The organism is Novosphingobium sp. HNCC26DJ243, assembly GCF_057180545.1.
In genome coordinates, this window is the sequence record NZ_JBXUGN010000003.1 from 38293 (window position 1) to 62808 (window position 24516).

The 24516-nt window shown below is 63.5% G+C and carries 32 protein-coding genes and 1 tRNA gene; 8 read left to right on the plus strand and 25 right to left on the minus strand.

All coding sequences use genetic code 11. The features are described from left to right. Window positions 1-157 precede the first annotated feature (157 nt). From rplS to ffh, 8 genes are read right to left on the minus strand one after another with little or no spacing between them, the layout of a single operon-like run. Window positions 158-535 (minus strand): 50S ribosomal protein L19, encoded by a 378-nt coding sequence (rplS, locus tag AC2A04_RS10480; protein ID WP_484212289.1) that lies wholly within the window; start codon window positions 533-535, stop codon window positions 158-160. Further along, complete coding sequence (gene trmD / locus AC2A04_RS10485) at window positions 513-1277, minus strand: tRNA (guanosine(37)-N1)-methyltransferase TrmD (protein ID WP_484212290.1); 765 nt, start codon at window positions 1275-1277, stop codon at window positions 513-515. Before trmD ends, rplS begins: the two co-directional genes overlap by 23 nt. Next, window positions 1274-1570 (minus strand): hypothetical protein, encoded by a 297-nt coding sequence (locus AC2A04_RS10490; RefSeq protein ID WP_484212291.1) that lies wholly within the window; start codon window positions 1568-1570, stop codon window positions 1274-1276. Before AC2A04_RS10490 ends, trmD begins: the two co-directional genes overlap by 4 nt. Then, on the minus strand, window positions 1570-1947 hold the full coding sequence (locus tag AC2A04_RS10495; protein ID WP_484212292.1) for a PIN domain-containing protein: 378 nt from the start codon (window positions 1945-1947) through the stop codon (window positions 1570-1572). The genes AC2A04_RS10490 and AC2A04_RS10495 overlap by 1 nt, the downstream gene beginning before the upstream one ends. Then, complete coding sequence (locus AC2A04_RS10500) at window positions 1944-2213, minus strand: hypothetical protein (protein ID WP_484212293.1); 270 nt, start codon at window positions 2211-2213, stop codon at window positions 1944-1946. Before AC2A04_RS10500 ends, AC2A04_RS10495 begins: the two co-directional genes overlap by 4 nt. 30 nt (window positions 2214-2243) lie before the next feature. Beyond that, entirely contained in the window at window positions 2244-2729 is a 486-nt protein-coding gene (rimM, locus tag AC2A04_RS10505; protein ID WP_484212294.1) for a ribosome maturation factor RimM, read from the minus strand. Between the two features lie 2 nt (window positions 2730-2731). Further along, complete coding sequence (gene rpsP / locus AC2A04_RS10510; protein WP_484212295.1) at window positions 2732-3160, minus strand: 30S ribosomal protein S16; 429 nt, start codon at window positions 3158-3160, stop codon at window positions 2732-2734. 49 nt (window positions 3161-3209) lie between these two features. Beyond that, window positions 3210-4685, minus strand: coding sequence for a signal recognition particle protein (ffh, locus tag AC2A04_RS10515; RefSeq protein WP_484212296.1), 1476 nt, complete (start codon window positions 4683-4685; stop codon window positions 3210-3212). 343 nt (window positions 4686-5028) lie between these two features. Here ffh and AC2A04_RS10520 point away from each other — a divergent pair, with 343 nt between their 5' ends. The 7 genes from AC2A04_RS10520 to AC2A04_RS10550 all read left to right on the plus strand — a co-directional run bounded on the left by AC2A04_RS10520 (window position 5029) and on the right by AC2A04_RS10550 (window position 11494). Continuing rightward, the gene (locus AC2A04_RS10520) at window positions 5029-6684 is read left to right on the plus strand and encodes a putative bifunctional diguanylate cyclase/phosphodiesterase (RefSeq protein WP_484212297.1); all 1656 of its coding nucleotides are present in this window, start codon (window positions 5029-5031) and stop codon (window positions 6682-6684) included. Between the two features lie 65 nt (window positions 6685-6749). Then, entirely contained in the window at window positions 6750-7559 is an 810-nt protein-coding gene (gene dapF / locus AC2A04_RS10525; protein WP_484212298.1) for a diaminopimelate epimerase, read from the plus strand. Continuing rightward, entirely contained in the window at window positions 7556-8731 is a 1176-nt protein-coding gene (locus AC2A04_RS10530; RefSeq protein ID WP_484212299.1) for a MiaB/RimO family radical SAM methylthiotransferase, read from the plus strand. The genes dapF and AC2A04_RS10530 overlap by 4 nt, the downstream gene beginning before the upstream one ends. Continuing rightward, window positions 8728-9654, plus strand: coding sequence for a signal recognition particle-docking protein FtsY (ftsY, locus tag AC2A04_RS10535; protein ID WP_484212300.1), 927 nt, complete (start codon window positions 8728-8730; stop codon window positions 9652-9654). Before AC2A04_RS10530 ends, ftsY begins: the two co-directional genes overlap by 4 nt. Continuing rightward, window positions 9651-10328: an inner membrane-spanning protein YciB gene (locus tag AC2A04_RS10540; protein ID WP_484212301.1), complete on the plus strand. Its 678-nt coding sequence runs from the start codon at window positions 9651-9653 to the stop codon at window positions 10326-10328. Before ftsY ends, AC2A04_RS10540 begins: the two co-directional genes overlap by 4 nt. A 121-nt stretch (window positions 10329-10449) precedes the next feature. Then, on the plus strand, window positions 10450-11022 hold the full coding sequence (locus AC2A04_RS10545; protein ID WP_484212302.1) for a urate hydroxylase PuuD: 573 nt from the start codon (window positions 10450-10452) through the stop codon (window positions 11020-11022). A gap of 166 nt (window positions 11023-11188) precedes the next feature. Next, entirely contained in the window at window positions 11189-11494 is a 306-nt protein-coding gene (locus tag AC2A04_RS10550) for a hypothetical protein (RefSeq protein ID WP_484212303.1), read from the plus strand. Window positions 11495-11537: 43 nt separating this feature from the next. Here AC2A04_RS10550 and AC2A04_RS10555 read toward each other — a convergent pair whose 3' ends face one another. The 15 genes from AC2A04_RS10555 to AC2A04_RS10625 all read right to left on the minus strand — a co-directional run bounded on the left by AC2A04_RS10555 (window position 11538) and on the right by AC2A04_RS10625 (window position 22861). Further along, entirely contained in the window at window positions 11538-11888 is a 351-nt protein-coding gene (locus AC2A04_RS10555) for a response regulator (RefSeq protein WP_484212304.1), read from the minus strand. After that, window positions 11885-12847, minus strand: coding sequence for a sensor histidine kinase (locus AC2A04_RS10560; RefSeq protein ID WP_484212305.1), 963 nt, complete (start codon window positions 12845-12847; stop codon window positions 11885-11887). Before AC2A04_RS10560 ends, AC2A04_RS10555 begins: the two co-directional genes overlap by 4 nt. A 112-nt stretch (window positions 12848-12959) precedes the next feature. Next, on the minus strand, window positions 12960-14912 hold the full coding sequence (locus AC2A04_RS10565; protein WP_484212306.1) for a potassium transporter Kup: 1953 nt from the start codon (window positions 14910-14912) through the stop codon (window positions 12960-12962). Between the two features lie 166 nt (window positions 14913-15078). Next, entirely contained in the window at window positions 15079-15777 is a 699-nt protein-coding gene (locus AC2A04_RS10570) for a tetratricopeptide repeat protein (RefSeq protein WP_484212307.1), read from the minus strand. Next, the gene (locus AC2A04_RS10575; RefSeq protein ID WP_484212308.1) at window positions 15774-16175 is read right to left on the minus strand and encodes a cytochrome c-type biogenesis protein; all 402 of its coding nucleotides are present in this window, start codon (window positions 16173-16175) and stop codon (window positions 15774-15776) included. The genes AC2A04_RS10570 and AC2A04_RS10575 overlap by 4 nt, the downstream gene beginning before the upstream one ends. Before the next feature lie 74 nt (window positions 16176-16249). After that, window positions 16250-16801: a DsbE family thiol:disulfide interchange protein gene (locus AC2A04_RS10580; RefSeq protein WP_484212309.1), complete on the minus strand. Its 552-nt coding sequence runs from the start codon at window positions 16799-16801 to the stop codon at window positions 16250-16252. Then, window positions 16798-18768, minus strand: a complete 1971-nt coding sequence (locus AC2A04_RS10585; RefSeq protein WP_484212310.1) for a heme lyase CcmF/NrfE family subunit — start codon at window positions 18766-18768, stop codon at window positions 16798-16800. The genes AC2A04_RS10580 and AC2A04_RS10585 overlap by 4 nt, the downstream gene beginning before the upstream one ends. Further along, window positions 18765-19235 (minus strand): cytochrome c maturation protein CcmE, encoded by a 471-nt coding sequence (ccmE, locus tag AC2A04_RS10590; RefSeq protein ID WP_484212311.1) that lies wholly within the window; start codon window positions 19233-19235, stop codon window positions 18765-18767. The genes AC2A04_RS10585 and ccmE overlap by 4 nt, the downstream gene beginning before the upstream one ends. Beyond that, on the minus strand, window positions 19232-19372 hold the full coding sequence (locus tag AC2A04_RS10595) for a hypothetical protein (RefSeq protein ID WP_484212312.1): 141 nt from the start codon (window positions 19370-19372) through the stop codon (window positions 19232-19234). The genes ccmE and AC2A04_RS10595 overlap by 4 nt, the downstream gene beginning before the upstream one ends. Window positions 19373-19380: 8 nt before the next feature. Continuing rightward, complete coding sequence (ccmC, locus tag AC2A04_RS10600) at window positions 19381-20109, minus strand: heme ABC transporter permease CcmC (RefSeq protein WP_484212313.1); 729 nt, start codon at window positions 20107-20109, stop codon at window positions 19381-19383. A 154-nt stretch (window positions 20110-20263) separates the two neighbouring features. After that, a tRNA-His gene (locus AC2A04_RS10605) sits at window positions 20264-20340 on the minus strand. A 113-nt stretch (window positions 20341-20453) separates the two neighbouring features. Further along, the gene (gene gspK / locus AC2A04_RS10610) at window positions 20454-21440 is read right to left on the minus strand and encodes a type II secretion system minor pseudopilin GspK (protein WP_484212314.1); all 987 of its coding nucleotides are present in this window, start codon (window positions 21438-21440) and stop codon (window positions 20454-20456) included. Next, complete coding sequence (gene gspJ / locus AC2A04_RS10615) at window positions 21437-22033, minus strand: type II secretion system minor pseudopilin GspJ (RefSeq protein WP_484212315.1); 597 nt, start codon at window positions 22031-22033, stop codon at window positions 21437-21439. Before gspJ ends, gspK begins: the two co-directional genes overlap by 4 nt. After that, on the minus strand, window positions 22030-22413 hold the full coding sequence (gspI, locus tag AC2A04_RS10620; protein ID WP_484212316.1) for a type II secretion system minor pseudopilin GspI: 384 nt from the start codon (window positions 22411-22413) through the stop codon (window positions 22030-22032). Before gspI ends, gspJ begins: the two co-directional genes overlap by 4 nt. Beyond that, the gene (locus AC2A04_RS10625; protein ID WP_484212317.1) at window positions 22403-22861 is read right to left on the minus strand and encodes a GspH/FimT family pseudopilin; all 459 of its coding nucleotides are present in this window, start codon (window positions 22859-22861) and stop codon (window positions 22403-22405) included. Before AC2A04_RS10625 ends, gspI begins: the two co-directional genes overlap by 11 nt. A 98-nt stretch (window positions 22862-22959) precedes the next feature. Between AC2A04_RS10625 and AC2A04_RS10630 the strand changes: the two genes are divergently transcribed. Further along, window positions 22960-23589 carry a prolyl hydroxylase family protein gene (locus AC2A04_RS10630; RefSeq protein WP_484212318.1) on the plus strand — a complete coding sequence of 210 codons (630 nt, stop codon included), beginning with the start codon at window positions 22960-22962 and terminating at the stop codon, window positions 23587-23589. Between the two features lie 7 nt (window positions 23590-23596). Here AC2A04_RS10630 and AC2A04_RS10635 read toward each other — a convergent pair whose 3' ends face one another. Next, window positions 23597-24037, minus strand: a complete 441-nt coding sequence (locus tag AC2A04_RS10635) for a MarR family winged helix-turn-helix transcriptional regulator (RefSeq protein WP_484212319.1) — start codon at window positions 24035-24037, stop codon at window positions 23597-23599. Between the two features lie 134 nt (window positions 24038-24171). Further along, on the minus strand, window positions 24172-24396 hold the full coding sequence (rpmE, locus tag AC2A04_RS10640; protein ID WP_084278040.1) for a 50S ribosomal protein L31: 225 nt from the start codon (window positions 24394-24396) through the stop codon (window positions 24172-24174). Window positions 24397-24516 lie beyond the last annotated feature (120 nt).

Sequence of the window (24516 nt, forward strand, 5' to 3'; positions counted from 1 at the left end):
AGCCTGACCTTGCAGTCAGGTCGGGGGCAAATTGACGATGCGCCTTGGTGGCCCGATTTGGTTGCGTTTGAAAGCAGAAAAGGCGCCCTGGCCGGTGAGCCAGGACGCCTTTTGAAACACTCTCGTGTCGTGGCGTTGGGCTATGCGCCCGCCCTGCTCACTCCGCGCTGGCCTTGGTGACCTTGCGCTCGGCAATACGCGCCGATTTGCCGGTGCGACCGCGAAGATAGTAGAGCTTCGCACGACGCACGACACCACGGCGCACGACGGTAATCGAATCGATGTTGGGCGAGTAGAGCGGGAACACGCGCTCCACGCCTTCGCCGAACGAGATCTTGCGAACGGTGAAGTTCGAGCCGAGGCCGCGGTTCGAACGCGCAATGCACACGCCTTCGTAAGCCTGGACGCGGGTACGTTCGCCTTCGACGACGCGTACGCCGATGCGCACGGTATCGCCTGCGCGGAACGCCGGAATTTCCTTCTTCGCCTTGTATTCGGCGATGGCTTCAGCTTCAAGCTGCTGAATCAGGTTCATTTTTCAAATCCTGCACTTCACGTTGCGCACCAGAGGCAGACTGGACCCGAACGCCGATGTGACGCTCCCAAAGGTCCGGCCTGCGTAGCCGTGTATCGTCTTCCGAACGGCGTTTCCGCCACTCCGCGATTTTTCCATGATCCCCCGATCGCAACACTTCAGGGATCACTCGCCCTTCCCACTCAGCGGGTCGGGTATAATGAGGGTACTCAAGAAGACCGTTCTCGAACGACTCCTCATGCCCACTCAAGGCCGCGCCCATTACGCCGGGAAGCAGCCGAATGCAAGCGTCGAGCAGCATCAGCGCCGCACATTCTCCACCCGAAAGCACGATGTCGCCGACCGAGACCTCCTCGACATCGCGACCCTCGAAGATGCGCTCGTCAAAGCCTTCGAACCGCCCGCACAGAAGGATGACGCCAGGTCCCTCGGCAAGATCCCGCACCCGCTCCTGCGTCAGCGGCTTGCCGCGTGGTGTCATGGCGATCACCGGGTATCCGGGATGTGTACCCCGCGCATGATCGATCGCTTTGGAAAGCACGTCCACCCGGAGCACCATGCCCGCCCCGCCGCCTGCCGGCGTGTCGTCAACAGTCCGGTGCTTGTCCGCAGCAAAGTCGCGGATCTGGACCGCATCCATCGACCAAGTCCCCTCAGCCAGTGCCCTACCTGCAAGGCTGACACCCAATGGGCCGGGAAACATCTCGGGATAGAGCGTGAGGACGGTGGCGGCGAAGGTCATTTGCGGCGCACCAAAGCAACGCCAATCGCCGCTCCGCCAGCCGACAGCAAGAATGCAAGCAGACCGGTCGGAATAGCCAGTATCAAAAGGAACATGGCTCCTAGCCCTCCGCCAATTTGCGAACTTGTTTGCCCAACAAAAAGCAGCATCAACAATGTCAAAATAACGCCTGCCACAGCACCAAACCGAAAGCATATTTTTGTTCCGGTCAGATCAGGTCTCTGGCGCGCAAATCCAGGTGCCGAAATCAACGGCAAAAGAAACGACAAAATTAAAGGAATGATAACTTCCATCAAACCGTCCAGTTCTCAACCACCAACCCCGGCACGTCGGCAAAGTCGGCCTCGTTGTTCGTCACCACCGTCGCCCCGATGCTCAAGGCATGGGCCGCCAGCAGCCGGTCAAACCGCGCCCGCTTGAACGGCAGCTTGGCGTATTCCCGCGCAGCGGCTTCATCGAAACCCAGCAAGGGGATTTGTTGGATGAACGCTTCGAGTACTTCAGGCTCTGGTGGCTTGCCGATATAGGTCCCGTAAACCACCTCGGCATAGCTGATAACGGAGATCGCCAACGTGCCCGCTTCACAATCTGCAATGCGAGCCTTCAGCGCCTCATGCCCAATGTCCATCGCATAGACAGTAGAGTTGGCATCAATCAGGTATTTGATCACGGCAGGCCAGCTGCCTTGCGGGCAGCGATCACGCTTGGCCGTTCCTCAAAATCTTCGCGAGGTGCCAGGCGAATGCCAGGCGCTTTGCCTGCAAATCCGCTGATGTCGATCTTTTGCTTGGCTACCGGCTTCGCGCGAAACACGAGATTGCCATCATTCCACTCGACGGCCCACTCTCGGTCCGGCTCGATTCCCAACCCGGCGGGAACGCGGATCGCGACCGAATTTCCTGATTTGAAGCTCTTGGCGGTGTATTCCTTGCCCATCACAGCCTCCGTATATACGCGATGTATATACTACTCGACCCAGCCCGCTTCAATCACGATCCGCGCGTCATCCCAGTCGGGCACGGCTTCTGCCTTCATAGGCACCATGAACTTCTTCCCATCGGCCTTGCGGATCTCAATCACGTCGCCCGCGCCGAAGTTCTCGACCGCGATGCATTCGCCGAGCGCCGCGCCCTCGGTCGAGACCGCGGGCAGGCCGATCAGGTCGGCGTGATAGTATTCGCCCTTAGCCAAGGGCGGCATTTCCGACCGGCGCACGGTCAGCGCCGTGCCGCGCAGCTTCTCTGCCGTGGTACGATCCGGCACTTCGGCAAAGCGGGCAATCGCGCCACCTTTGCCGTCGTCACGCAGGCTCACCACGGTCAGGCTGGAATCGTTGAAGGCGCGGTAGCGCTTCAAAGCGCCCGCGCCTTCTCCGAACAGTTTCAGGCGGACATCGCCCGTCACGCCATGTGCGCCGGTAATGGCAGCGAGCGTGACAGGCTTGTCCGACAAGATCAGGCTTCCGTCTGCTCTTCGGCAGCAGCTTCAGCCGGAGCCTCTTCAGCAACCGGTGCAGCGGCAGCAGCCGCAGCAGCCTCGGCAGCTTCGGCAGCCTTCTGGGCCTTGTCCTCGGCGCGCTCCTTGGCCTTCTTACCGGGTTCGCCAGCCTTCGGGTTGTTGGTGGGGGTGCGCTCCTTGATGCCGGCCTTGTCGAGCATGCGGGCAACGCGGTCGGTCGGCTGGGCGCCTACGCCGAGCCAGTAGCGCACGCGGTCTTCGACCAGACGGACGCGGTTTTCATCGTCCTTGGCGAGCAGCGGGTTGTAGGTGCCGACCTGCTCCAGATACTTGCCGTCGCGCGGGGCGCGGCTGTTGGAGACGACGACCTTGTAGTACGGGCGCTTCTTCGAGCCGCCACGCGAAAGACGAAGAGAAACAGACATTTGATCAACCTTTCAGCGAAATTGTATTAATCGGTAAATATTCGAAAATTCAGCGCTTCTTGAGCAGGTCGCCAAGATTGCCAGGGAGCCCCCCGGCACCAAGGCCGGGCAAGCCGCCCCCGCCCATACCTCCAAGACCTCCGGGCCCCATCTGCTGGTCCAGCCCCGGCATGGCAGCGCCAAGACCGCCCTTGCCGAACAGCGCGCCCAGCCCTTTTAGGCCGCCCATCTTCTTGATCTGCTTCATGGCCTTGGCCATTTCCTGATGCATCTTCAGAAGCTTGTTTACGTCCTGGACCTGCGTGCCCGAGCCCTTGGCCACGCGGATCTTGCGCTTGGCGTTAAGCAGTTCGGGCTTCTCGCGTTCCTTGACGGTCATCGAACCGATGATCGCGTCCATGCGCAGCAAAACGCGGTCGTCCATGCCGGACTGCGCCATCGCCGCCTTGGCCTTCTTCATGCCGGGCATCATGCCCGCCAGCGCGCCAAGGCCGCCCATGCTCTGCATCTGGCGAAGCTGCGTGCGCAGGTCGTTCATGTCGAACTGACCCTTCGACATGCGCGCGGCAAGCTTCTCGGCGTCCTCGACCTGGATCGTCGCCGCGGCCTTCTCGACCATGGAGACGATGTCGCCCATGCCGAGGATGCGTCCCGCAACACGCTCGGGATGGAACGGCTCGATCGCGTCGAGCTTTTCGCCGGTGCCCGCAAACTTGATCGGCTTGCCGGTAACCGCGCGCATCGAAAGCGCCGCGCCGCCGCGCGCATCGCCGTCCATGCGGGTCAGCACGATGCCGGTCAGATCGACTTCACCCGCGAACGACTGCGCCACGTTGACCGCGTCCTGGCCGGTCAGCGAGTCGACGACGAGCAGCGTTTCCTTCGGAGCCGAGACGGCCGAAACCGCCTTCATCTCGTCCATCAGCGCCTGGTCGACGTGGAGCCGCCCCGCGGTGTCGAGCATCAGCACGTCCACCGCCTGAAGCCTGGCGGCGTTGACCGCGCGCGTCGCGATGTCGACCGGCATCTGGCCCGCGATGATCGGCAGCGTGGCAACGCCCGCCTGCTCGCCCAGAACCTTGAGCTGTTCCTGAGCTGCCGGACGGTTGACGTCCAGCGAGGCCATCAGGACCTTCTTGCCCTGCTTTTCCTTGAGCAGCTTGGCAATCTTGGCAGTGCTGGTGGTCTTGCCCGATCCCTGCAGGCCGACCATCATGATCACGACCGGCGGTGCGGCATTCAGATCGAGTTCGGCAGTCCCGCCGCCAAGCATCTCGACCAGCGCATCGTTGACAATCTTGACGACCTGCTGGCCCGGTGTGACCGAGCGCAACACCGATTGGCCCACGGCCTGCTCGGTAACGGAATCGATGAAGCGGCGAACCACGGGGAGCGCAACGTCAGCCTCAAGCAGCGCGATGCGCACTTCGCGCATAGCCGCGAGGACGTCTTCCTCCTTGAGCGCGCCGCGGCCACGCAGGCGATCGAAGACGCCTCCAAGCCGGTCTGAAAGACTATCGAACACGCACAATTCCCATTAGCACGCCCTTGTCCATCCACCACAATCGCGTAACGCGAAAAACGCCGGTGGGCGAAACCTCGCCGACCAGCGTGTGGCATCCTGAACAGGGGCCGTTGTCGAATCTGCAAGCCAACCCGAGAGGGTGCCTGCTCGGCGGCCCCTACCCGCAATCACCCGTCAATGCAAGTATCAGCCCACCAGAGCCCCGCAGACGGTCCATATCGGGCGAAATACCAGCGCCCTCGAAAGAGCTCCTTAACCAAAACTTCAGGAGGAATGCGTAGGCATGGACTATTAGCGGACGGTCTTTTTCGAACGGTCGCGGGGGCAATACGAAGGCAAAGGTATGGCGACAAGGCCTGCACATAGCGACGGACGGAACGGGTCGAAGGCGAAAGCCGAACGCGATCTCGTCGGCCTTGGGATCGTGATAGCGGCGATCATACTGTTCGTCGCGAACGGATCGTCGGTCATTGCAGACTTCATCAACTCGCTGATCAGCGGTGATCGACCGCGCGATCCGATGCTCAGCACGGCGCTGCTTCTAAACATCGCGCTGTTGTTGTTCGGCTGGCGCCGTTACGCCGATCTTACCAGCGAAGTCGGTCAGCGCCGCGAGGCCGAGGAAACCGCGCACAAGCTTGCCCGCACCGACCCCCTTACCGGCTGCCTCAACCGCCGCAGCGTCGGCACGGCGATCGAGGAAATCATCGCCTCGGCACGCCTCACCGGCCACGAAGTCGTCGCGATGATGATCGATCTCGACAACTTCAAGCGCTCGAACGACGTCCATGGCCATCAGGCCGGTGACGTTGTGCTGCTCGAAGCTGCGCGCCGCATCCGCGCCATACTGCCCGAACGTTCGATCATCGCGCGCCTCGGCGGCGACGAGTTCGCCTGCGCCGCGATTTACGATCCCGATCATGCCGAGGCCATCGACCGGCTCGTCCTGCGCATCAACGAGGCCGTGGCGCGTCCGGTTGAAACCGAAGGACTAAAGCTCGAAGTCACTGCCTCGATCGGCCTTGCCGCATCGACCGTGGGCGAAATCTGCGATGCGCAGACGCTTGCGGACACGCTCATTCACCGCGCCGACCTCGCGATGTACCAGGCCAAGAAGTCCGGGCGGAACCGGTACTGCTGGTTCGAAGCCAGCATGGAGACCGAACTGCGTTATCGCAGCGAGCTCGAGCGCGGCATCCGCGAAGGCGTTCCGCGTGGCGAATTCGTGCCCTACTATGAAAAGCAGGTCGACCTGGATTCAGGCGTACTGACCGGCTTCGAGATGCTCGCGCGCTGGCGCAGCCCCGATCACGGCCTGCTCTCACCCGAAGTGTTCATTCCGATCGCCGAGGAAATCGGCCTGATCTCGGACCTATCCGAAAGCCTAATCCGTCAGGCGCTGAAGGATGCCCGCGATTGGGATCCGAGCCTGACGCTCTCCGTCAATATCTCGCCGATCCAGCTGCGCGATCCGTGGTTCGCCCAGAAGCTGCTCAAGCTGCTGGTCGAGGCCAACTTCCCGCCGCACCGTCTCGACATCGAAATTACCGAGACCTGCCTGCACGAAAATCTCGGCGTCGTGCGCACGCTGATCACCAGCCTCAAGAACCAGGGCATCCGCATCAGCCTTGACGATTTCGGCACCGGCTATTCAAGCCTCGCGCAATTGCGCACCCTGCCGTTCGACCGCATCAAGATCGACCGCTTCTTCGTCTCCAACCTCGGCCAGAGCAAGGACAGCGCGATGATCATCGAGGCGATCTCGTCGCTCGGCAAGGGCATGGAACTGCCGATCACCGCCGAGGGCATTGAATCTCCCGAAGTGCTGGCCGAACTGCGCAAGTTCGGCTCGTTCAAGGGTCAGGGCTTCCTCTATGGCCAACCGACCGACGCCCAGAACGTGCGCGCGATCCTTGCCGACCAGAACCTGCTGCTGACGCATGCAGACGAACCTGAAGCAATCGAGAGCGCCGCTCCACCCCGCGCCGCACAAGCCTGACGCTTTCACCCCGGCACGACGTCACTGCATTGCTCTCGGGCGTGCAAGTGCCTATGTCGCGCGCCATGCGCATTCCCTTCCGCAAGATGCACGGCCTCGGCAACGATTTCGTCGTGATCGACGCCCGCGAGACCCCGGTCGCCATGACCGGCGCACGCGCCGCTGTGCTGGCTGACCGTTGCACCGGCATCGGCTGCGACCAGCTCATCATGATCGAGCCTTCCATGCGCGCTGATGTGCGCATGCGCATCTTCAACAACGATGGCAGCGAGGTCGAAGCCTGCGGCAACGCCAGCCGTGCGGTCGGCCTCCTGCTTGGCGGCACGCAGACCATCGAGACCTTGGGTGGCCTGATCCGCTCGGAGGCGACAAGAAACGGCGTTTCGGTCGACATGGGCGCGCCGCGCCTCGCCTGGAATGAGATTCCGCTGTCCTACGCGATGGATACGCTGTCGATGCCCGTCGGCTGGGAAGACCTGGAGAACCCGGTCGGCGTCAACGTCGGCAACCCGCATGTGATCTTCTTTGTGCCCGATTGCGACGCGATTGATCTCGAACGCCTCGGACCGCTGATCGAGAATGACCCGCTCTTCCCGGAGCGCATCAACGTCAATGTCGCCAGCGTGATCGGCACCGACCATCTCAAGCTGCGCGTCTGGGAGCGCGGCGTCGGCCTGACCCGCGCCTGCGGCACAGGCGCCTGCGCCACTGCGGTCGCCGCCATGCGCCGCAAGCTTACGGGGCGCACCGTACGCGTCGATTTGCCAGGCGGTCCGCTGACAATTGCCTGGCCCGAGAGCGGTAACATCGAGATGACCGGCCCCGCCACGTTCAGCTTTGAAGGCTCGTTCGAGGACGCAGATTTTCCGGCATGACGTCCCAGGTCGTCTCCCTGGGTTGCCGGCTCAACATCTCCGAGAGCGAGGCCATTGCCGCCATCCTGAAGGACGGCCCGCCGACGGTCGTGGTCAATTCCTGCGCAGTTACCGCCGAGGCTGTACGCCAGTCGCGCCGCGCCGTCCGCCGCCTGCGCCGTGACAACCCGGAGGCACGCCTCGTCGTCACCGGCTGTGCCTCTACGATCGAGGCGGAAGCCTTTGCCGCGATGCCTGAGGTCGATGCGGTCGTGCCCAATGCCGAGAAGCTCGACGTCAGGCACTGGACGCGCGGCAACGTCCCGCCTGCGCCTCGGTCCGAGCGCCACACCCGCGCGTTCGTGGCGGTGCAGAACGGGTGCGACCACGCCTGCACCTTCTGCGTTATCCCGCAAGGGCGCGGGACCAGCCGCTCGCTCCCCATTGCCGATGTGCTGCGCACCATCGAGCACCAGCTTGAACTTGGCGTGGCCGAAGTCGTCCTCACCGGCGTGGACGTCACGTCGTGGGGCCAGGACATTGCCGGTGCCCCGCGCCTTGGCACGCTCGTCGCCGCGATCCTTTCGGCCTTCCCCGCCCTGCCCCGCTTGCGCCTGTCCTCGCTCGATGGCGTCGAGATTGATTCGCTGCTGCTTGACCTTATCACCGGGGAGCCGCGCCTGATGCCACATGTTCACCTCTCGCTGCAGTCGGGTGACGATCTGGTACTCAAGCGCATGAAGCGCCGCCACTCGCGCGCGCAGGCCATCGAGCTTGTGGCGCAGATAAAGGTGCGCCGCCCCGAAGTCGCCATCGGCGCAGACCTGATCGCCGGTTTCCCGACCGAGACCGAACAGATGCACGCTGGCAACCTCTCCATCATCGCAGAGTGCGAAGTGGTCCACGGCCATATCTTCCCCTATTCTCCCCGACCCGGCACGCCGGCGGCTCGGATGCCGCAGGTCGCACCGGCGCAGGTCCGCGTGCGCGCTGCGGAATTGCGCGCCGCCGTGGCCGCCCAGCGCAATCGCTGGCTGCACACGCTCGTCGGAAAACCCGCAGAGGTGCTTGCCGAGCGCGACGGAACCGGCCATGCGGGCCACTTCGCGAGCTACCGCACGGCACCCGCCACCGTGCCAGGAAGCCTTGTCACTTGCACACCCTCACGGATCGTCGAAGGAATACTGGAATGAGCGGCGAAAGCTGGTCCGACCGCCTCATCGGAGGCTTCCGCAAGACCTCGGAACGCCTGGCCGAGAATCTCGGCGGCATCGTGGGCAGCACGCGCCTGACCGAAGCGCAGCTTGACGATCTCGAGGATGCGCTGATCCTTTCCGACCTCGGCCCACGCGCTGCTGCGCGTATCCGCGAGAAGCTGAAGGGCGCGCGCTTTGAGGAGGGCGTCGACGCACAGGGCCTCAAGGAAGCCGTGGCCGAGGAAATCGCCGCGATCCTGCGTCCTGTCGCCAAGCCACTCGAGATCGTCGCCTTCCCGCGCCCGCAGGTGATCCTCGTGATCGGAGTCAACGGTTCGGGCAAGACCACCACCATCGCCAAACTGGCCCACCTGTTCCAGGAACAGGATTACGGCGTGATGCTGGCAGCGGGCGACACCTTCCGCGCCGCCGCCATCGGCCAGCTCAAGGTCTGGGCCGATCGCCTGTCGATCCCCGTCGTCACCGGTCCCGAAGGCGGCGATCCTGCTTCGATCGTGTACGACGCGGTCAAGGCCGCCACCGACACCGGCATCGACACGCTGATCGTCGACACCGCCGGTCGCCTTCAGAACAAGCGCGAACTGATGGATGAACTCGCGAAAGTGCGCCGCGTGCTTGGCCGCCTCAATCCCGAGGCGCCGCATGATGTCGTGCTGGTGCTCGATGCCACCAACGGGCAGAATGCGCTTCAGCAGATCGAGATATTCAAGGAGGTCGCGGGCGTGACCGGCCTGATCATGACGAAACTTGATGGCACGGCACGCGGCGGTGTGCTGGTGGCCGCCGCCGAACAGTATGGCCTGCCCATCCACGCGATCGGTGTGGGCGAGAAGATCGACGATTTGCGTCCGTTCGACCCCGACCTCGTCGCCAAGGTCATCGCAGGAGTGTTCCGTTGAGCGCCGCCCCCCAGCCGAAAGCCGGATCTGCGAAGCCCAAATCCTCGTGGATCAACCTGCTGGTCGATTATGGCCCGCTGCTCGTGTTCTTCGTGGCCTATCGCGCGTTCAAGCCTGAAGGCGCATCCAACGGCGTGGGCGAGGTCGTCGCGGCGACCAAGGGCACGGCGGCCTTCATGGTCGCCACGGTCATAGCGCTGATCGTCTCCAAGTGGCGGCTCGGCAAGGTCTCGCCGATGCTTTGGCTTTCGACCGTGCTGATCCTCGGCTTCGGTACGCTTACGGTGCTGCTGGGCGATCCGTTCTGGATTCAGGTAAAGCCCACAGCCATCTACCTCCTGTTTGCGGGCGTCCTGTTTGCAGGCCTCGCACGCGGCAAGCCGATGCTGCGCATCCTCCTCGAAGCCGCGTTCGAAGGCCTCGAACACGAAGGCTGGATGAAGCTTTCGCGCAATTGGGCGTTCTTCTTCCTGTTCCTTGCTGCCCTCAACGAGGTGCTGCGTTATTTCTTCAATGTCGCGAACGGCAATTTCGAGATCTGGCTTCAGGCCAAGCTCTGGGGCGTGACCACGCTCTCGTTCCTGTTCACTTTCTCGCAGATCCCGATGCTGATGCGCCATGGCCTCGCCGCCGAAGCCGAACCTGAAGTCGAGCAGAATCCGCCGCACGATTGAACGGGCGGCCTCCAGCCTTTTCGTGTGACATTTCCAACACAGCGCTTAATATGCGCCGCAATTGCGAGAGAGCGGGTCGCGACCTCGTGAGGATAAGGTACTTAAAATAGGGGGAAATCAGATGGCCAAATTCTTCGGCAATCTTCATCTCGTGCTGGTCGTCGGTCTAGTCGCGGCGATCGCGGTCATGCTCGGCTACGGCAGTTCCGCACCGGTCGACGTCAACTCGGTGTTCCGCTGGTTCCACGTCTTCTTTGGCGTGCTGTGGATCGGCCTGCTCTACTACCTGAACTTCGTGCAGGTGCCGACGATGCCGTCGATTCCCGCCGAGCAGAAGGGTGCGATCACCGGGCACATCGCTCCCAAGGTGTTCTTCTTCTTCCGCTACGCCGCGCTGCTGACCGTTCTCACCGGTCTCGTGATCGCGATCGTCTCGGGCTATGCGCATCAAGCGCTTACCCTGTCTGGCGAAGGCAACGTCAATCTGATCGGCCTCGGCATGTGGATCGCCCTGGTCATGGCGTTCAACGTCTGGTTCATCATCTGGCCCGCCCAGAAGAAGATCCTCGGCATCGTGGAAGCATCGGCCGAAGAGAAGGCCGCCGCCGCTCCGCGCGCCCTCGCTGCCAGCCGCACCAACCTGCTGCTGTCGCTGCCGATGCTCTACTGCATGGTCAGCGCAAACCTCGGCTGATCGTATCAGTCTGGGCCAGCCTATTGAACGGGCGCGGTTTCCTTGGAAATCGCGCCCTTTTCATGTCCGGGATATTAATTGGCGTCCGCGCGTTGTGCTGCCAACCAGTGTTCGCGAGGCATGCCTCGAGCGCACCGGTCATGTCTCAAGGGGAGTTATTCACCACATGCGCAAGTTCACCATCCTCGTCGCCGCTGCGGCCACCGCGCTTTCGCTTTCAGCCTGTTCGGAAAAGACCCAGGATTCAGCCGCTACCACCGCTGAATCAGCCGGCAACGACGTTGCCAATGCGGCTGACAACGCTGCTGCTGCGACCGACGAACTCGGCGACAAGGCCGCTGCTGCCGTCGACAACGCCGCTGCCAAGACCGACGAGATGGCCGACAAGGCCGCTGCCAAGACCAAGCAGGAAGCGGCTGAAGCCGAAGCCAGCCTGCACAACGAATCCGTCGCCGAAGCCAAGGCCGACTGATCTAGCGGACCGGGGCAGCGACATGCTGTCCCGGTCTTCGGCTTCAGTCCGTCAGCACCGATTCAAGTCGCTCGATCAACAAGCTGGGCGCATAGGGCTTGCTGATGATCGGTCGACCGGCAAATTCGCCTTCAACCTTGCCGTAACCCGTCGCGATCACGAATGGTATGCCGCGCGCTTGCAAAGCAGTGGCCACATGCATCCCGCTCTCGCCGTTCAGGTTCCAGTCGAGCACTGCGGCATCAATCGCCGTGTTTGCGACTGCCGCGATACCTTCGGCAACTCGCCCCACCGGCCCGATCGGTTCGGCCCCTGCGTCCTCCAGAATGTCACACAGCATCGTCGCGACAATGAACTCGTCTTCGACAACAAGAATGCGCTTGCCTGCTATCATGCCATACTGCCAGCCAGAGGAATGGCGATCGTGCAGCGCACGCCGTCGGGATCATAATCGGTCTGAACCTTGCCGCTCAACTGTCGTGGCACAGCCTCGTTGACCAGACGCGACCCGAAGCCCTTGCGCGTCGGCTTCGTCACCTTCGGGCCGTCACTCTCGAGCCAGGTTAGCGTCAGCCACTCGCGCGCATCGTCAACGTCCCAGCGGAGATGTACCTCACCCTTGTCACCCGACAGAGCGCCATACTTCATGGCATTGGTAGCCAGTTCGTGAAGCACCATCACCAGCGAGACCGTGGCGTTGACCGGCAGCGTCACCGGCGGTCCTTCAACGACGACGCGGTCGTTGCCTTCACCGCAGATCATCAGCCCCTGCCGCACGATGTCGGCAAGGCCCGCACCGCTCCAGTTTTCGCGGCTCAGCGTATCATGCGCCGATGACAGTGCGGAGAGGCGCTGGTTGAATACTTCGACCGCAGAGGTCGGCAAGCTTGCCTGGCGGAATGTCTGGTAGGCCATCGCCTGGACCACCATCAGCGTGTTCTTCACCCGATGGTTCAGTTCGCCGACAAGCAGCTCGAGCTGCTCCTCGAGCCGCTTTCGCTCGGTGATGTCGATGCCGGTTGATTGCGCGACAGACCAGGCGCCAGCGCTGTCGAACTCGAGAGCGTGATTGTGCCACAGCATCCAGCGGGCACCATCGGCGGTTTCGAAGCGGTTCTCGATCGTCACTTCGGGCTGCGCAGGGGTCAACGTGGCGAGCATCGCGCGGACATGCTCCTGATCCTCTTCAGTTACGAAGCGCCACAGATCCCCGCCCGTCAGATCGGCCGGCGTAAGGTCCAGTCGTTTGGCATAGGAGCGATTGACGAAAAGGATCGTGCCATCGGCCCGAAACCGGCAGACCATCTCGAGCTGCGCGTCGAGAATTTCCCGCAACAGCGCTTTGTCAGACAACGTAGCGCTCCTTTCGCCTTCTCCGTGTGTCACGGCTAGCGCAATTTCATTAAATTCCAAGTGCGTGCGCGACAATTGCACCGGCGGGACATACTTATGCGCCGTCAACGACTCAAATCTTGAGCTGGCTTCCCAGTTCCACCACACGATTAGTCGGCAGACGGAAAAACTCCATCGCGCTTGCGGCGTTGCGCAGCATCCATGCGAAGAGCTTCTCGCGCCACAGCGCCATGCCGGGCTTGTCCGACGGGATCAGCGTCTGGCGCGATAGGAAGAAGCTGGTCTTCATCATGTTGAACGGCTCACCGCACATGCTGACGCCGCTCAATGTGGTGGGCACATCAGTCTCTTCTAGGAAGCCGAAGCGCAGGGTCAGGCGGTAAAAGCCATTGCCATAGTCCTTGACCGCATAGCGCTCACCCGGATCGACGTAGGGCACGTCCTCGATCGACACGGTCAGGATCACCACGCGCTCGTGCAGCACCTTGTTATGCTTGATGTTGTGGAGCAACGCCGAAGGAACGCCTGCCGCGGTCGACGCCATGAAGATCGCTGTGCCCGGAACGCGCGCCGCGCTCGAATGCGCGGACTTGGTGAACACCTCAAGCGGAATGGTCCCTTCCGCCATGTTGGCCCGCATCAGCGCACGCCCGCGCGACCACGTGGTCAGCAGCGTGAAGATTGCCACGCCCATGACCAGCGGCACCCAGCCGCCATCGGGAATCTTGGTCATGTTGGCGCCGAGATAGGCCGCGTCGATCGCGAAGAACACTGCGAGCATCGCGATGGCGGCCGGCGCCTTCCACTGCCACAGCTTGAACAGGACCACTGCGAGCAGGAAGTTGTCGATCAGCATCGCGCCGGTCACCGCGATCCCATAGGCCGCCGTCAGATTCGACGAACGCTGGAACACTAGCACCAGGACGATGACTGCGATCATCAGCGCCCAATTGATCACCGGGATGAAGATCTGGCCTGCTGCGGTCGAGGTGTGCTTGATCGTCATGCGCGGAATGAAGCCCAGCTGGATCGCCTGCTGGGTCACCGAGAACGCGCCCGAAATCACCGCCTGCGAGGCGATGACAGCAGCTGCCGAGGCGATGATCAGCAGGGGCCACTGGAACCACTGCGGGGCGAGGAAATAGAACGGGCTCTCCAGCGCTGCCGGATTGCGCACCAGCAACGATGCCTGACCCAGATAGTTCAGCACCAGCGCGGGCAGAACGAAGACCAGCCATGACAGGCGGATCGGATTGCGGCCGAAGTGCCCCATGTCGGCATAGAGCGCTTCGGCGCCCGTCACCGCGAGAACCGCCGCGCCCATCGCGAGGAAGCCACGGAAGGGATCGGCGATGAACATGCCCACCGCGTAATGCGGGCTGAGCGCCGCAATGACGCCGGGATATTCGAGAATGCTGATCGTGCCCAGCACCGCGATCGTCGCGAAGTAGAGCAGCATGATTGGGCCGAAAAAGGTTGCGACCTTTTCGGTCCCGCGGCTCTGGATGAAGAACAGACCGATCAGCACCGCCACGACCATCGGCACGATGAACGGGTGCATGTTGGGCTGATAGACCGCCACACCCTCGAGCGCGCCCATGACCGAGACGGCCGGTGTGATCATCGAATCGCCATAGAACAGCGCGGTCGCGAAAACACCGAGCAGGATGATGCCCTTGCCCCAGCGCTTGCCGTCGGTGTGCTGGTTGATCAGCGCCAGCAGTGCGAGGCTCCCGCCCTCGCCCTTGTTGTCCGCGCGCATGATGACCGAGACGTACTTGATCGTCACGATGATCATCATCGACCAGAACATCAGGCTGATGATGCCGTAGATGTGGAGCAGGTCGAGCGGGAGCGGGTGATGCCCGGCAAAGGTGTCGCGCAGAGCGTAGAGCGGGCTCGTCCCGATGTCGCCAAAGACGACGCCGATCGCGCCGACCGCCAGCTTCGTCAACGAGCCATGCGAGTGTCCTGAGTGCCCGTGGGCCGCCGCGTGATCAGATCCGGTTGCTGAATTCGACTGTGGCGCGATAGGCGCACCGGCCTCGTTAACGGCATCACTCATGGCAACGGTGCCCCTGGCCTAAAGCCTTGCTCGCGTCCGCCGGAAAGGCGGGTGCGGCGCGGCGCTTTAGCACCGCCCCCTTGCCCCTGCAATGGGCGGAAACGGCACGTGCCACGGTCGCAATGGACCGCAGCGCGGAGCGCTCCAAGTCCCTAATTTTACGCGCTTATTCAGCGGTCGAGCCCGAAGGCGACTTATCCGCTTCGGATGTCGTAACAGGTGAACCCGCCGTTCCCGTACCCGCAGCCATGGCCAGCATGGCATCGATCCGCTGGATTCGCTCCGAAAGGTCGGCGCGATAGGGAGCGTCGGCAGGTGAGCGCTGGAGCAGTTCGGCCCAGATCGCCCGCGCTTCCGCAAGGCGTCCCGACTGCGCGAGCGCCAACCCCATGAAGAACGGCGGTCCCGGATGATCGGGCGCGATCGTCGCCGCCTTCTGGAACGCAAACTGGGCAGACGGCGTGATCAACCCGTCGCTGTGACCGACCAGTGCATTTCCAAGCGAGACCCACAAGTCGGCATCCTTGGGAAACTGCTGCACGCCCTTGCGCAGGACATCGGCCGCCGCGCCATACTGGCCTTGCCGGGCGAGGCCATCGGCGAGGATCAGCCAGCTCTGGCCCTGGGCGAAGGCATCGCCCATCTGCTGGCGTTGCTTGATCATCGCTTCGTCAGCCGCGCGCTTATTCTCGATCGGAGCCTTGGGCGCCCCCGGCATGGCGGGGTTGCCTTGCAAGGCATAGCCTGCAATTCCCACCAGCAGTGCAGCACCGGCCAGTTCCCAGCCGCCGCGCGGCATCTTCAGCACGAAGGCAAGCGCGGCGAAGACCGCCGCTCCTACCAGCAGGATCAGGACCCAGGTCAATTGCTGTCTCCCTCGGGCCCCGCCCGCCGGAACCGTCCGCGCAGCAGTAACGCCGCCAGCAGCAGGATCACCAGCGGGGCGGCGAAGAGCGGCCACATGATCGGCTTGTTCTGCGGCGCGTAGCTCACGTAGTCGCCATAACGCTCGACCAGCCAGGTCCGGATCGCCTCGGGATCTTCCCCTGCGGCAATGCGCGTGCGAACCTGATGGCGCATGTCGCCCGCCATCGGCGCATCGGAGTCCGAAATCGCCTGGCTCTGACACTTGAGGCAGCGCAACGTTTCCATCAGCGCCTGGGCCTTGGCCTCAAGCGCCGGGTCCTCAAGCTGCTTGTAGGCATAGGGCGCTGGCGGAAGCAGGTCCTGGGCCAGGGCAGGCTGCCCGAACGACAACAGCATCAGTGCGATGATCGCAAAGATGCTGTGCAATTTGTTGAAATGTTTCCCTTTGGAAACATTCATCGTCGGCGAAATCACTGCCCGGCCTCCTGCAGTTTGCGCAGGATCAGGTCCATGTCCTCGGCCCGGATTTCCCCGATGTGCTGGTAGCGGATCACGCCCTTGCCATCGATCACGAAGGTCTCCGGCACGCCCGACGACCCGATGCCGAGCTGAACCTCGGACACGTCATCCTTGCCGATGCGCGCGAAGGGGTTGCCGTTGGTGGCAAGGAACCGCGCCACGTCATCCTTGCGGTCGCGAATAGCGACACCATCGATTTCCACGCCCTTGTCCGCCAGCGCGGCCAGTTGCGGCGATTCGATCGCGCATGGCACGCACCAGCTGGCAAAGACATTGAGGAGCTTCGGCTTTCCGGTCACAAAGTCGGCCGTTGAAAGGCCGGGCCGGTCATCGGTCGCGGGCTCGAGATTGAACTGCGGCAGAGGCTTTCCGATAAATGCGCTGGCGACCTCGCGGTCGGCCGGTCGCACCAGCCCCCAGATCACCAGCGCGAAGAAGGCAGCGAACAGAGCCAGCGGCAGCCAGATCGCAAGTCCTGCGCGTTTTGCCGGGGCATCGTTCATTGCACCTGCTCCAGCCGTCCCTTGCGATAGGCAATCTTGCCCTCGGCGCGCAGGCGGCGAATATCGTGGGCCACGCGCCCGATCAGCGCCAGTAACCCGCCGAACCCGACCAGCAGGCCACCGAGCCAGAGCAGCGGCACGAACGGCTTCCACCAGAAGCGCATCTGCCAGCGGCCATCCTCGCCCTCGTTGCCGAGCACGGCGTAGAGCTGGCCGTTCCAGCGCGTGTGCAGTGCGGATTCGGTGCGCTCGCCCGGCGGCGAGGAGAAGGTGCGCGCCTGCGGATGCAGCGTTACCGGTGCGCCATCCTTGTAAGCGGCGCTCACCGTCGCTTCGAGCGCGGTCCAGTTCGGCCCTGCCACCGGCTCGATGCTCAAGAGTTTGACCGTGATCGGACCGACCGTCTGCGTGTCGCCCACGTTCATCGCGGCGAGGCGCTCGGTCGAGAACGCGCTCTCGCTCGCCGCGCCGAGCAGAGCCACCGCAATGCCGAAGTGCGCCACGACCATGCCCCAGACCGGTAGCGGCGTGCGTCGCAAGTTGCGTCCGCGCAGGGGCAGCAGGCTTGCCAGCGCCAGCCCTGCGCCCACCGCGATGCCTAGCATCGGCAGCACGCGGATGCCGGGGGCGAAGACGACAACCGCAAGCAGCGCCAGCGCCGCAAGCAACGCAGGGATGGCAACCGTGGCAGTGATCCGCCCCGGCTTGTCCTTGCGCCAGCGCAGGAGCGGGCCAACGGCCATGACCAGCATCATCGGGATCACGAAGATGGCCGAGACCGGGTTGAAATACGGTGGCCCGACTGAAACCTTTGCGCCGAACGCTTCGGTCAGCAACGGATAGAGCGTGCCGAGCAGGACGATCGCCAGCGTGCCGCAGAGCATCACGTTGTTCCACACGAGGCTCGCCTCGCGGCTGAACAGGCTGAAGCGTTCGCCTTCGGTCACGGTCGAGGCGCGTACGCCGAACAGCGCCAGCGCGCCGCCGATGTAGATCGCCAGCAGTGCGAGGATGAAGCTCCCGCGCTCCGGATCCACCGCAAAGGCATGGACCGAGGTGAGAATGCCCGAACGCACGAGGAACGTGCCGATCATCGACATCGAGAACGCGATCACTCCGAGCATAACCGTCCACGCGCGCAATGCGTTGCGGCTTGCCAGCACCGAGGCGGAATGGAGCAGTGCGGTTGCCGCAAGCCATGGCATCAATGATGCATTCTCGACCGGGTCCCAGAACCACCACCCGCCCCAGCCGAGCGTGTAGTACGCCCAGTAGGACCCGGCAGTTATGCCCAAAGTCAGGAATATCCATGCGCCAAGGACCCAGGGTCGCATCGCACGGGCAAAGGCGGGTCCGACGTCGCGCGTGACGAGTGCGCCGATGGCAAAGCTGAACGCGATCGACAGCCCCACATAGCCGACGTAAAGCGTGGGCGGATGGAAGGCGAGGCCGATGTCCTGCAGCAGCGGATTGAGCCCTGCCCCCTCGGGCGCAGGTTCAGGCAGGCGCTCGAACGGATTCGAAGAGAGCAGCAGGAAAGCATAGAAGCCGAGGCTGACGAAGGCCTGCCCCGCCAGCGTGGCAATCAGCGTATCTTCGCGCAGGCGCTTTTCGACGAGCGCGACGATCCCGCCCGAGACGGCCATGATCGTCACCCACAGCAGCATCGATCCTTCATGGTTGCCCCATGTGCCTGCGAGCTTGAAAATGAACGGCTTCATCGAGTGGCTGTTTTCCGCCACCAACTTCACCGACAGGTCGGTCTCGAGAAAAAGGTCGATCAGCGCGAAAAACGAGATCGCGACCAGAGCGCCCTGCATCACTGCGAGCGGGCGGACCATACCAGCCATTGCCTTGCCGGCGGCCTCATGACCCTTTGGCCGCAAGGCGCTGATCCCTGCGAAGAGTTGCAGCGCGGCAAGCGCCGCCGCCATCCACAGAACGGCGAGGCCGATTTCAGCGATCATTTCGTCTCCGCAACAACGGCCTTGGCCTGCGCTTCGGTCATGTCGCCCATCTGGCGCGGCACGTAGTTCTCGTCATGCTTGGCCAGCAGATTGTCGGCGACGAAGGTCTGGCCTTCCATGCGCCCTTCGGCCACGACGCCCGATCCTTCAACGAACAGGTCTGGCGTAATCCCGGTGTATCGCACCGGCACGCGCGCCTTGCCGTCACCCACCACGAAATCGATCGTCACACCGTCGGGCCGCGTCTTCAGCGATCCGGTCTCGACCATGCCGCCCAAGCGGATGGCGCGACCCTGCTCGGGAGGGTTCTTCATCAAATCGTTGGGCACATAGAAGTAGCTGGCCTGGTTTGACAGGGCATAGGCCGCGAGCAGCCCCGCACCGATCAGCGCGACCAGCGCGATGACCAGCAGGACCAGCCGCTGGTGCTTGGGCTTGATGCCGCCGCCGATCTTGCTCTCGCTCACTTGCCTCTTACCTTGTCACGTCGCCGCTCGGCCCGGGTCATGGCAACAAGCGTCCAGCCGACCAGAACGAGCGTGCCGATCACGCCGATCGCCAGCGCGGCCAGCACATAATCCCACTGTTCAAGACCTTCGCGCATATGTCCCTTCAGGCCATCGCCTTGCGACGCAGGCGCGCCTCTGCCTGGATATCGGCCAGCAGCGTGCGCATCCGCGCCAGAACAACCCCGCCGAAGATCAGGCTGAAGCCAAGCGCGGCAATCAGCAACGGCCACAGGAACGTGCCGTCGATTGACGATTTGCCCGCAGTGATCGAGGGCGGCTGGTGCAGGCTGTTCCACCATACCACCGAGCGGTTGATGATCGGAATGTTGATCGCGCCGACAAGGCCGAAAATCGCGGTAATGCGGTTTCCGCCACCGCCCGACGCCATGTCACGCTGCGCCGCACCCGAAAGCGCGATGTAGCCGAAATAGAGGAACAGAAGGATGAGAAAGCTGGTGAGCCGGCCGTCCCACACCCACCATGTGCCCCATGTGGGCCGGGCCCAGATCGAGCCAGTGACAAGGCAGATCGCGGTGAAAGTCGCCCCCGGGACCGCAGCGGCGCGCCCGGCAATGGCAGCAAGTGGATGACGCCAGACCAGTTCGACCAGGCTTGCCACGGCAATGGTGGACCAACCTGCCATGCCCAGCCATGCGGCGGGCACGTGGATAAACAGGATACGCACGGTTTCGCCCATCAGGCGATCGGGCGGGACGACCAGAACGCCATAAAGCACCGCCCCCATCGCCAGTAACAGCCCGGAGACCATCAGCAATGGCATGAGCCAGCGTGCAAGACGCAGGAAACGTGCGGGATTTGCAAAACCGTGCATTGGCGCAGGCCGATCGAATCCTTCTCCCGGCGACCCCCGCCGCCAGTCAGGTGCGCTCTGCCACTTGGCGCAGGCGCGGGCAAGCGCAATGGCAGGCCATGGCCCTAAAAGCTTAGCCAGCATTCGCGCGGACAGCGTTGTTATCGGGAGATAATGGGGCGACCGAGGGGGTTCGAACCCCCGACCTCCGGTACCACAAACCGGCGCTCTAACCAACTGAGCTACGGTCGCCACATATCGGTGCGCAACTGTTCGCCGCGCGGGCTGGCCCATTTGCAGAAACAGGCGCGGAAGGGAAGCGGAATCTTGCGGGGCCGTGCAAAATCGCTGCCTCGGGACAAGTCCTACCGGCTGAACCGGTCGCCCCAACTGCGGAAGGCGACGCGCGGCGGATTGCTGCCGACGTCGATCAGCGCTTGCTCCTCGACTTGCGCCGAATCGACCGTGACTGACTGCGTGAGCAGGAACCAACGGCTCGTCACCTGCAACTGGTTGAGCGGAACACCCCCTGCTCCGGTGCCGCCGATCCCGCGCAAGGCGTCGTCCGCGGTGGCCCAGCCCAGCGCGGGACGTGCCGCAAGGACGCTGCGCGCACGGTCCACCGGAATGGCCGTTGGCGCCAGCATCGACAGCAGCAGCGCCTGATCCGGGCGCAAGGTATTGACGTTGATCGGGGAAAGATCCGCTCCTGGCAACGCGCAAAGCCATGGGCGGAGGCGCTCGTAAAACTGCGGCGTCATGCCCCGCACCGCGCGGACTTCGCTGACATCGCCGATCAGGCGTCCGGCGGTGCGATAGGGCGTGGCGGTGCCCTGATAGGTCTCGTCCTCCGCGCCGTTGGGCGCCGGCACGCTGTCGGTGTCGATCCAGTCGGCAATCGCATCGCTGACGATGGCGCTTTCGGCCTGCGGCATGGCAAGGCCTGCCATCAGCGCCCGCAACTGGTTGAGGCCGACCAGGCGCAGCTTGAGCACGCCTTGCGCATCCGCCTCGACGAGCGAATTGAGATTGAAGCAGTTTCCGGCATCTTCGACGCGCGCCATGACCACGCCGCGCGCCAGGGGAAGCGGAAAATCGCGGCCCAGCAACCCGCCGCTATCCACCGTGCGATCGGGCGAAGTATCCGCCATCGCCTTGATCCGCGCCATTGCCAGCGTCTCGGCGCTGGTGGCGTAGAGCCGCGCCTGCGTCATCGCCTGACCATTGCCGGCAAGCCGCGTGGCAAGATTCAGGCGATCGAGCATGACCGCGGCGATCACCGCCATCACCGCCACCAGCAGGAGGACCGAAAGCAGCGCCGCGCCGCGTTCCTTGGGATCGTACGGGCTCACTGGTAATTGACCCCGACCAGCGAGACGATGCGCAAGGGCGGGCGACCGGTCTGTGGCAGCAGCAGTTCTACCGCGACGGGCAATTCGGTGGTGAGTTGCGGCTCCCATCGATCATGCCAGTTGCCATCCTTGCTGCGGAACCGGACCGAAGGTGCGCCGGTCAGAGGGAGCATCTCCGCCCCTGCTTCCGGCGCAGCACCATCAGGAAAGGGATAGCCTGCGCGGACAAGCGCCGAGGTGGTGACCCTGTATTCGACCTTCTGCAGGCTCGGGCGCGGCGCGCCATCGACATTGTCCCACCCGCTACGGGTCATGCGGATCAGCACGCCGTCGCGCCCGGCCTCGAAAGCATTGTGCGGTGTGCCCGACTGGTCTCGTGCCGGGCGGGGGACGGCCTGGGCAAGATCGGCGGTCCAGACCGAGAGGAAGCGGCGCTGGGCGGCAATCGAATCCGTCTTCCTCCGACCGGCAAGTTCGGCATCCACCGAAAAGCGCAGAAGGCCGAGCGCGCCGACCGCGATCACTGCAAACAGAGCGAGCGCGATCAGCATTTCGACAAGCGTGAAGCCGTTGCGCGTGGGAGTCTCGCTCATGTGTCGGGAAGCCGCGTAAAATCGAGCGTGAAGGCCTGCGATGCCGCGCCCGGAGTCGTCTCGCGCACCGATAGGGTGATGCCGAGCACGCCGTAATCCGCCAGTGGCGCAACGGTGCGGGTCCACTGGAACTTGCGCCCTGCATTCTCGATCGTGCCCGTTGCCGATCCCGTCGATGGCGGGGCGGGATCGGTCAGGATTTCAGCAGCCATGTTTTGCGCGACGATCTCGCGCAACAGGCGCTGGTCGAGATCGGCGGTGCGCGCAATGCTCGCGCCTTCCATTTGCAGCAGCGCCAGCGCAGCGATGGCGAAGATCGCCAGCGCGACGAGCAGTTCGAGCAAAGTAAAGCCGTTGGGGCGGACCGGGTCACGGCGCATCGAGCGTAACCTTGCCGTCGCGGCGCAAGTGAACGACGAGGCGTTGGGTGCCGCGCGTAAGGCCGACCGCAGCTTCGCTGCTGACAAGGCCGAGCGAATCGAAGATCACGCGCTGGCGGCCAGCGGTGACCTTCGTCTGTTCGTCCCAAGCAGCAAGATCGAAACCCTTGCCGGGCAGCGGCAGCCATCGCCCTTCGCTGCGACGTTCGAAATAGTAGCCTGCATCGCTCACAACCAGCGCAATCGGCCGCGCACCAACGATGGCCTCGTCGCGCGCGGCGAGCGTGCGGGCGGCAAAGCGCTCGGCCTCGTTGCGCAACTTTCCGGCATCACCGGGAATCGTCAGCACGGCCACGCTGGCAAGGAGCCCCATGACCATGAGCACAACCATCATCTCTACCAGCGAGAAGCCGTTGTGCATCGGGGTCTGGCGGCGGGTGTCGGACACGGGGTCTCGCATGAAGGCAGGAGCCTGACGGTTTTAGTAGAAAGAAGCCAGCGCGTTCAAGTTGCCGCAGGCGCGACGGCTGCGATATGGCATTGGCGATGCTTTCGAACGAATCTTCCGCCCAGCACCTGCTCGCCGTTCCGGGCATGATGAAAGTCCCCTCGCCCCGGGTGGAGATGTTCATCCTGCGCGATTTCCTGAACGCGGACGAATGCGCCGCACTTCTGGCGCGGGTTGAGCTGGACCGGCGGCCCTCGACAATCGCCGATTCGAATGGCGACCATTACTTCCGGACCAGCGAGACTTGCGACCTGCCAATGGCCGAGCCTGATGTCGTTGCGCTTGACGACAAGCTGTCGGCGCTGTCGGGCATCGATCGGGCGTTCGGCGAGCCGATCCAGGGGCAGCGCTATGCGCCGGGGCAGGAATTCAAGGCGCATACCGACTACTTTGATCCGCAGGGCGACGACTTCCAGCGATTCTGCAGCATTGCCGGACAGCGTACCTGGACCTTCATGATATATTTGAACGACGTGGAAGCAGGCGGCGCGACGCGGTTCAAGGTGATCGACAAGCTGATCCAGCCCGAGTGCGGCAAGCTGGTCTGCTGGAACAATCGGCGCCCCGATGGAACGGTCAACCCCGCCACGCTCCATCACGCGATGAAGGTGCGCAAAGGACTGAAGTACGTCGTGACCAAGTGGTATCGCGAGAAGCCCTGGGGCTAGGCCGGGATCAAAGATCCGGCTCAGCCTCGCGCGCGGTGCGAATCGTGGGCAGGCAACGGAACAAGGTTTCCACGTCGGGTGCGCCGAGCAGTTCGGTAAAGCGTGCTTCGTGGCGCTCGATACGGGCTTGCGCGTCGGCCGCGACCACGCGCCCCTCCCCGGTGAGCGACAGCGCATGGCTGCGGCCGTCAATGCGGCGGCGCTCGACCAGACCGCGATCCATCAAGCGCGAGATGATCGGAACCATGTTGGCGCGCTTGATCGCCAGCGCCTGCCCGACCTCGGTCTGCGAGCAATCGGGATTCTCCGCAATGACGAGCAGCGTGGTCACTTCGGCCGGGCGCAAGTCGAGCTCGGCCAGTTCGCGCGACAAATCGGCCATCATCACCGCCGATGCGCGACGGAGCTGGTAGCCGAGACGGCTCTCAAGGGCATTCGTCAGGGTCATCGGACTTGGTCTTATGGACAGCTATCGGCGATAGCAATGGCCGAGCTTGCGGGACTGGCGCGAAACGCCGCGGGCGCGCAAAAAGAAAGGGCGACCGAAGCCGCCCTTTTCCGTGTTCAGCTTGTCGCCAGCGCTTAGCGCTTGAGCGAAAGACCGCCGAAGCGCTTGTTGAACTGGGCGACGCGGCCACCCTGGTCCAGCTGGCGCGTACCGCCGGTCCATGCCGGGTGCGAGGTCGGGTCGATTTCGAGAGCGAGCGTGTCGCCTTCCTTGCCCCAGGTGGAGCGGGTCTCGAAAACGGTGCCGTCTGTCATCTGCACCTTGATCATGTGGTAGTCGGGGTGAACGCCAGTCTTCATGAGTCTAACTCCGATACGCAGCCGGTTCCGACCGGCCACAAGAATCTTTAAGCGCGGGCCATTAGCGGGATTTGGCAATCAGTGCAACCGCGCGTCGCGCGAACGATGGCCGTCCCTGCG

What these genes read in the sequence shown, in the direction of transcription:
- rplS (WP_484212289.1), bottom strand. Translation starts at nt 535, where the DNA reads ATGAACCTGATTCAGCAGCTTGAAGCTGAAGCCATCGCCGAATACAAG.
- AC2A04_RS10575 (WP_484212308.1), bottom strand. Translation starts at nt 16,175, where the DNA reads ATGCTGTTGTCGTTCGGGCAGCCTGCCCTGGCCCAGGACCTGCTTCCG.
- AC2A04_RS10635 (WP_484212319.1), bottom strand. Translation starts at nt 24,037, where the DNA reads ATGACCCTGACGAATGCCCTTGAGAGCCGTCTCGGCTACCAGCTCCGT.
- AC2A04_RS10580 (WP_484212309.1), bottom strand. Translation starts at nt 16,801, where the DNA reads ATGAACGATGCCCCGGCAAAACGCGCAGGACTTGCGATCTGGCTGCCG.
- AC2A04_RS10550 (WP_484212303.1), top strand. Translation starts at nt 11,189, where the DNA reads ATGCGCAAGTTCACCATCCTCGTCGCCGCTGCGGCCACCGCGCTTTCG.
- AC2A04_RS10520 (WP_484212297.1), top strand. Translation starts at nt 5,029, where the DNA reads ATGGCGACAAGGCCTGCACATAGCGACGGACGGAACGGGTCGAAGGCG.
- rpsP (WP_484212295.1), bottom strand. Translation starts at nt 3,160, where the DNA reads ATGTCTGTTTCTCTTCGTCTTTCGCGTGGCGGCTCGAAGAAGCGCCCG.
- AC2A04_RS10530 (WP_484212299.1), top strand. Translation starts at nt 7,556, where the DNA reads ATGACGTCCCAGGTCGTCTCCCTGGGTTGCCGGCTCAACATCTCCGAG.
- AC2A04_RS10565 (WP_484212306.1), bottom strand. Translation starts at nt 14,912, where the DNA reads ATGAGTGATGCCGTTAACGAGGCCGGTGCGCCTATCGCGCCACAGTCG.
- ftsY (WP_484212300.1), top strand. Translation starts at nt 8,728, where the DNA reads ATGAGCGGCGAAAGCTGGTCCGACCGCCTCATCGGAGGCTTCCGCAAG.
- AC2A04_RS10490 (WP_484212291.1), bottom strand. Translation starts at nt 1,570, where the DNA reads ATGGAAGTTATCATTCCTTTAATTTTGTCGTTTCTTTTGCCGTTGATT.
- ccmC (WP_484212313.1), bottom strand. Translation starts at nt 20,109, where the DNA reads ATGCACGGTTTTGCAAATCCCGCACGTTTCCTGCGTCTTGCACGCTGG.
- AC2A04_RS10555 (WP_484212304.1), bottom strand. Translation starts at nt 11,888, where the DNA reads ATGATAGCAGGCAAGCGCATTCTTGTTGTCGAAGACGAGTTCATTGTC.
- trmD (WP_484212290.1), bottom strand. Translation starts at nt 1,277, where the DNA reads ATGACCTTCGCCGCCACCGTCCTCACGCTCTATCCCGAGATGTTTCCC.
- AC2A04_RS10595 (WP_484212312.1), bottom strand. Translation starts at nt 19,372, where the DNA reads ATGCGCGAAGGTCTTGAACAGTGGGATTATGTGCTGGCCGCGCTGGCG.
- AC2A04_RS10630 (WP_484212318.1), top strand. Translation starts at nt 22,960, where the DNA reads ATGCTTTCGAACGAATCTTCCGCCCAGCACCTGCTCGCCGTTCCGGGC.
- gspI (WP_484212316.1), bottom strand. Translation starts at nt 22,413, where the DNA reads ATGCGCCGTGACCCGGTCCGCCCCAACGGCTTTACTTTGCTCGAACTG.
- AC2A04_RS10585 (WP_484212310.1), bottom strand. Translation starts at nt 18,768, where the DNA reads ATGATCGCTGAAATCGGCCTCGCCGTTCTGTGGATGGCGGCGGCGCTT.
- rpmE (WP_084278040.1), bottom strand. Translation starts at nt 24,396, where the DNA reads ATGAAGACTGGCGTTCACCCCGACTACCACATGATCAAGGTGCAGATG.
- dapF (WP_484212298.1), top strand. Translation starts at nt 6,750, where the DNA reads ATGCGCATTCCCTTCCGCAAGATGCACGGCCTCGGCAACGATTTCGTC.
- AC2A04_RS10545 (WP_484212302.1), top strand. Translation starts at nt 10,450, where the DNA reads ATGGCCAAATTCTTCGGCAATCTTCATCTCGTGCTGGTCGTCGGTCTA.
- AC2A04_RS10500 (WP_484212293.1), bottom strand. Translation starts at nt 2,213, where the DNA reads ATGGGCAAGGAATACACCGCCAAGAGCTTCAAATCAGGAAATTCGGTC.
- gspJ (WP_484212315.1), bottom strand. Translation starts at nt 22,033, where the DNA reads ATGAGCGAGACTCCCACGCGCAACGGCTTCACGCTTGTCGAAATGCTG.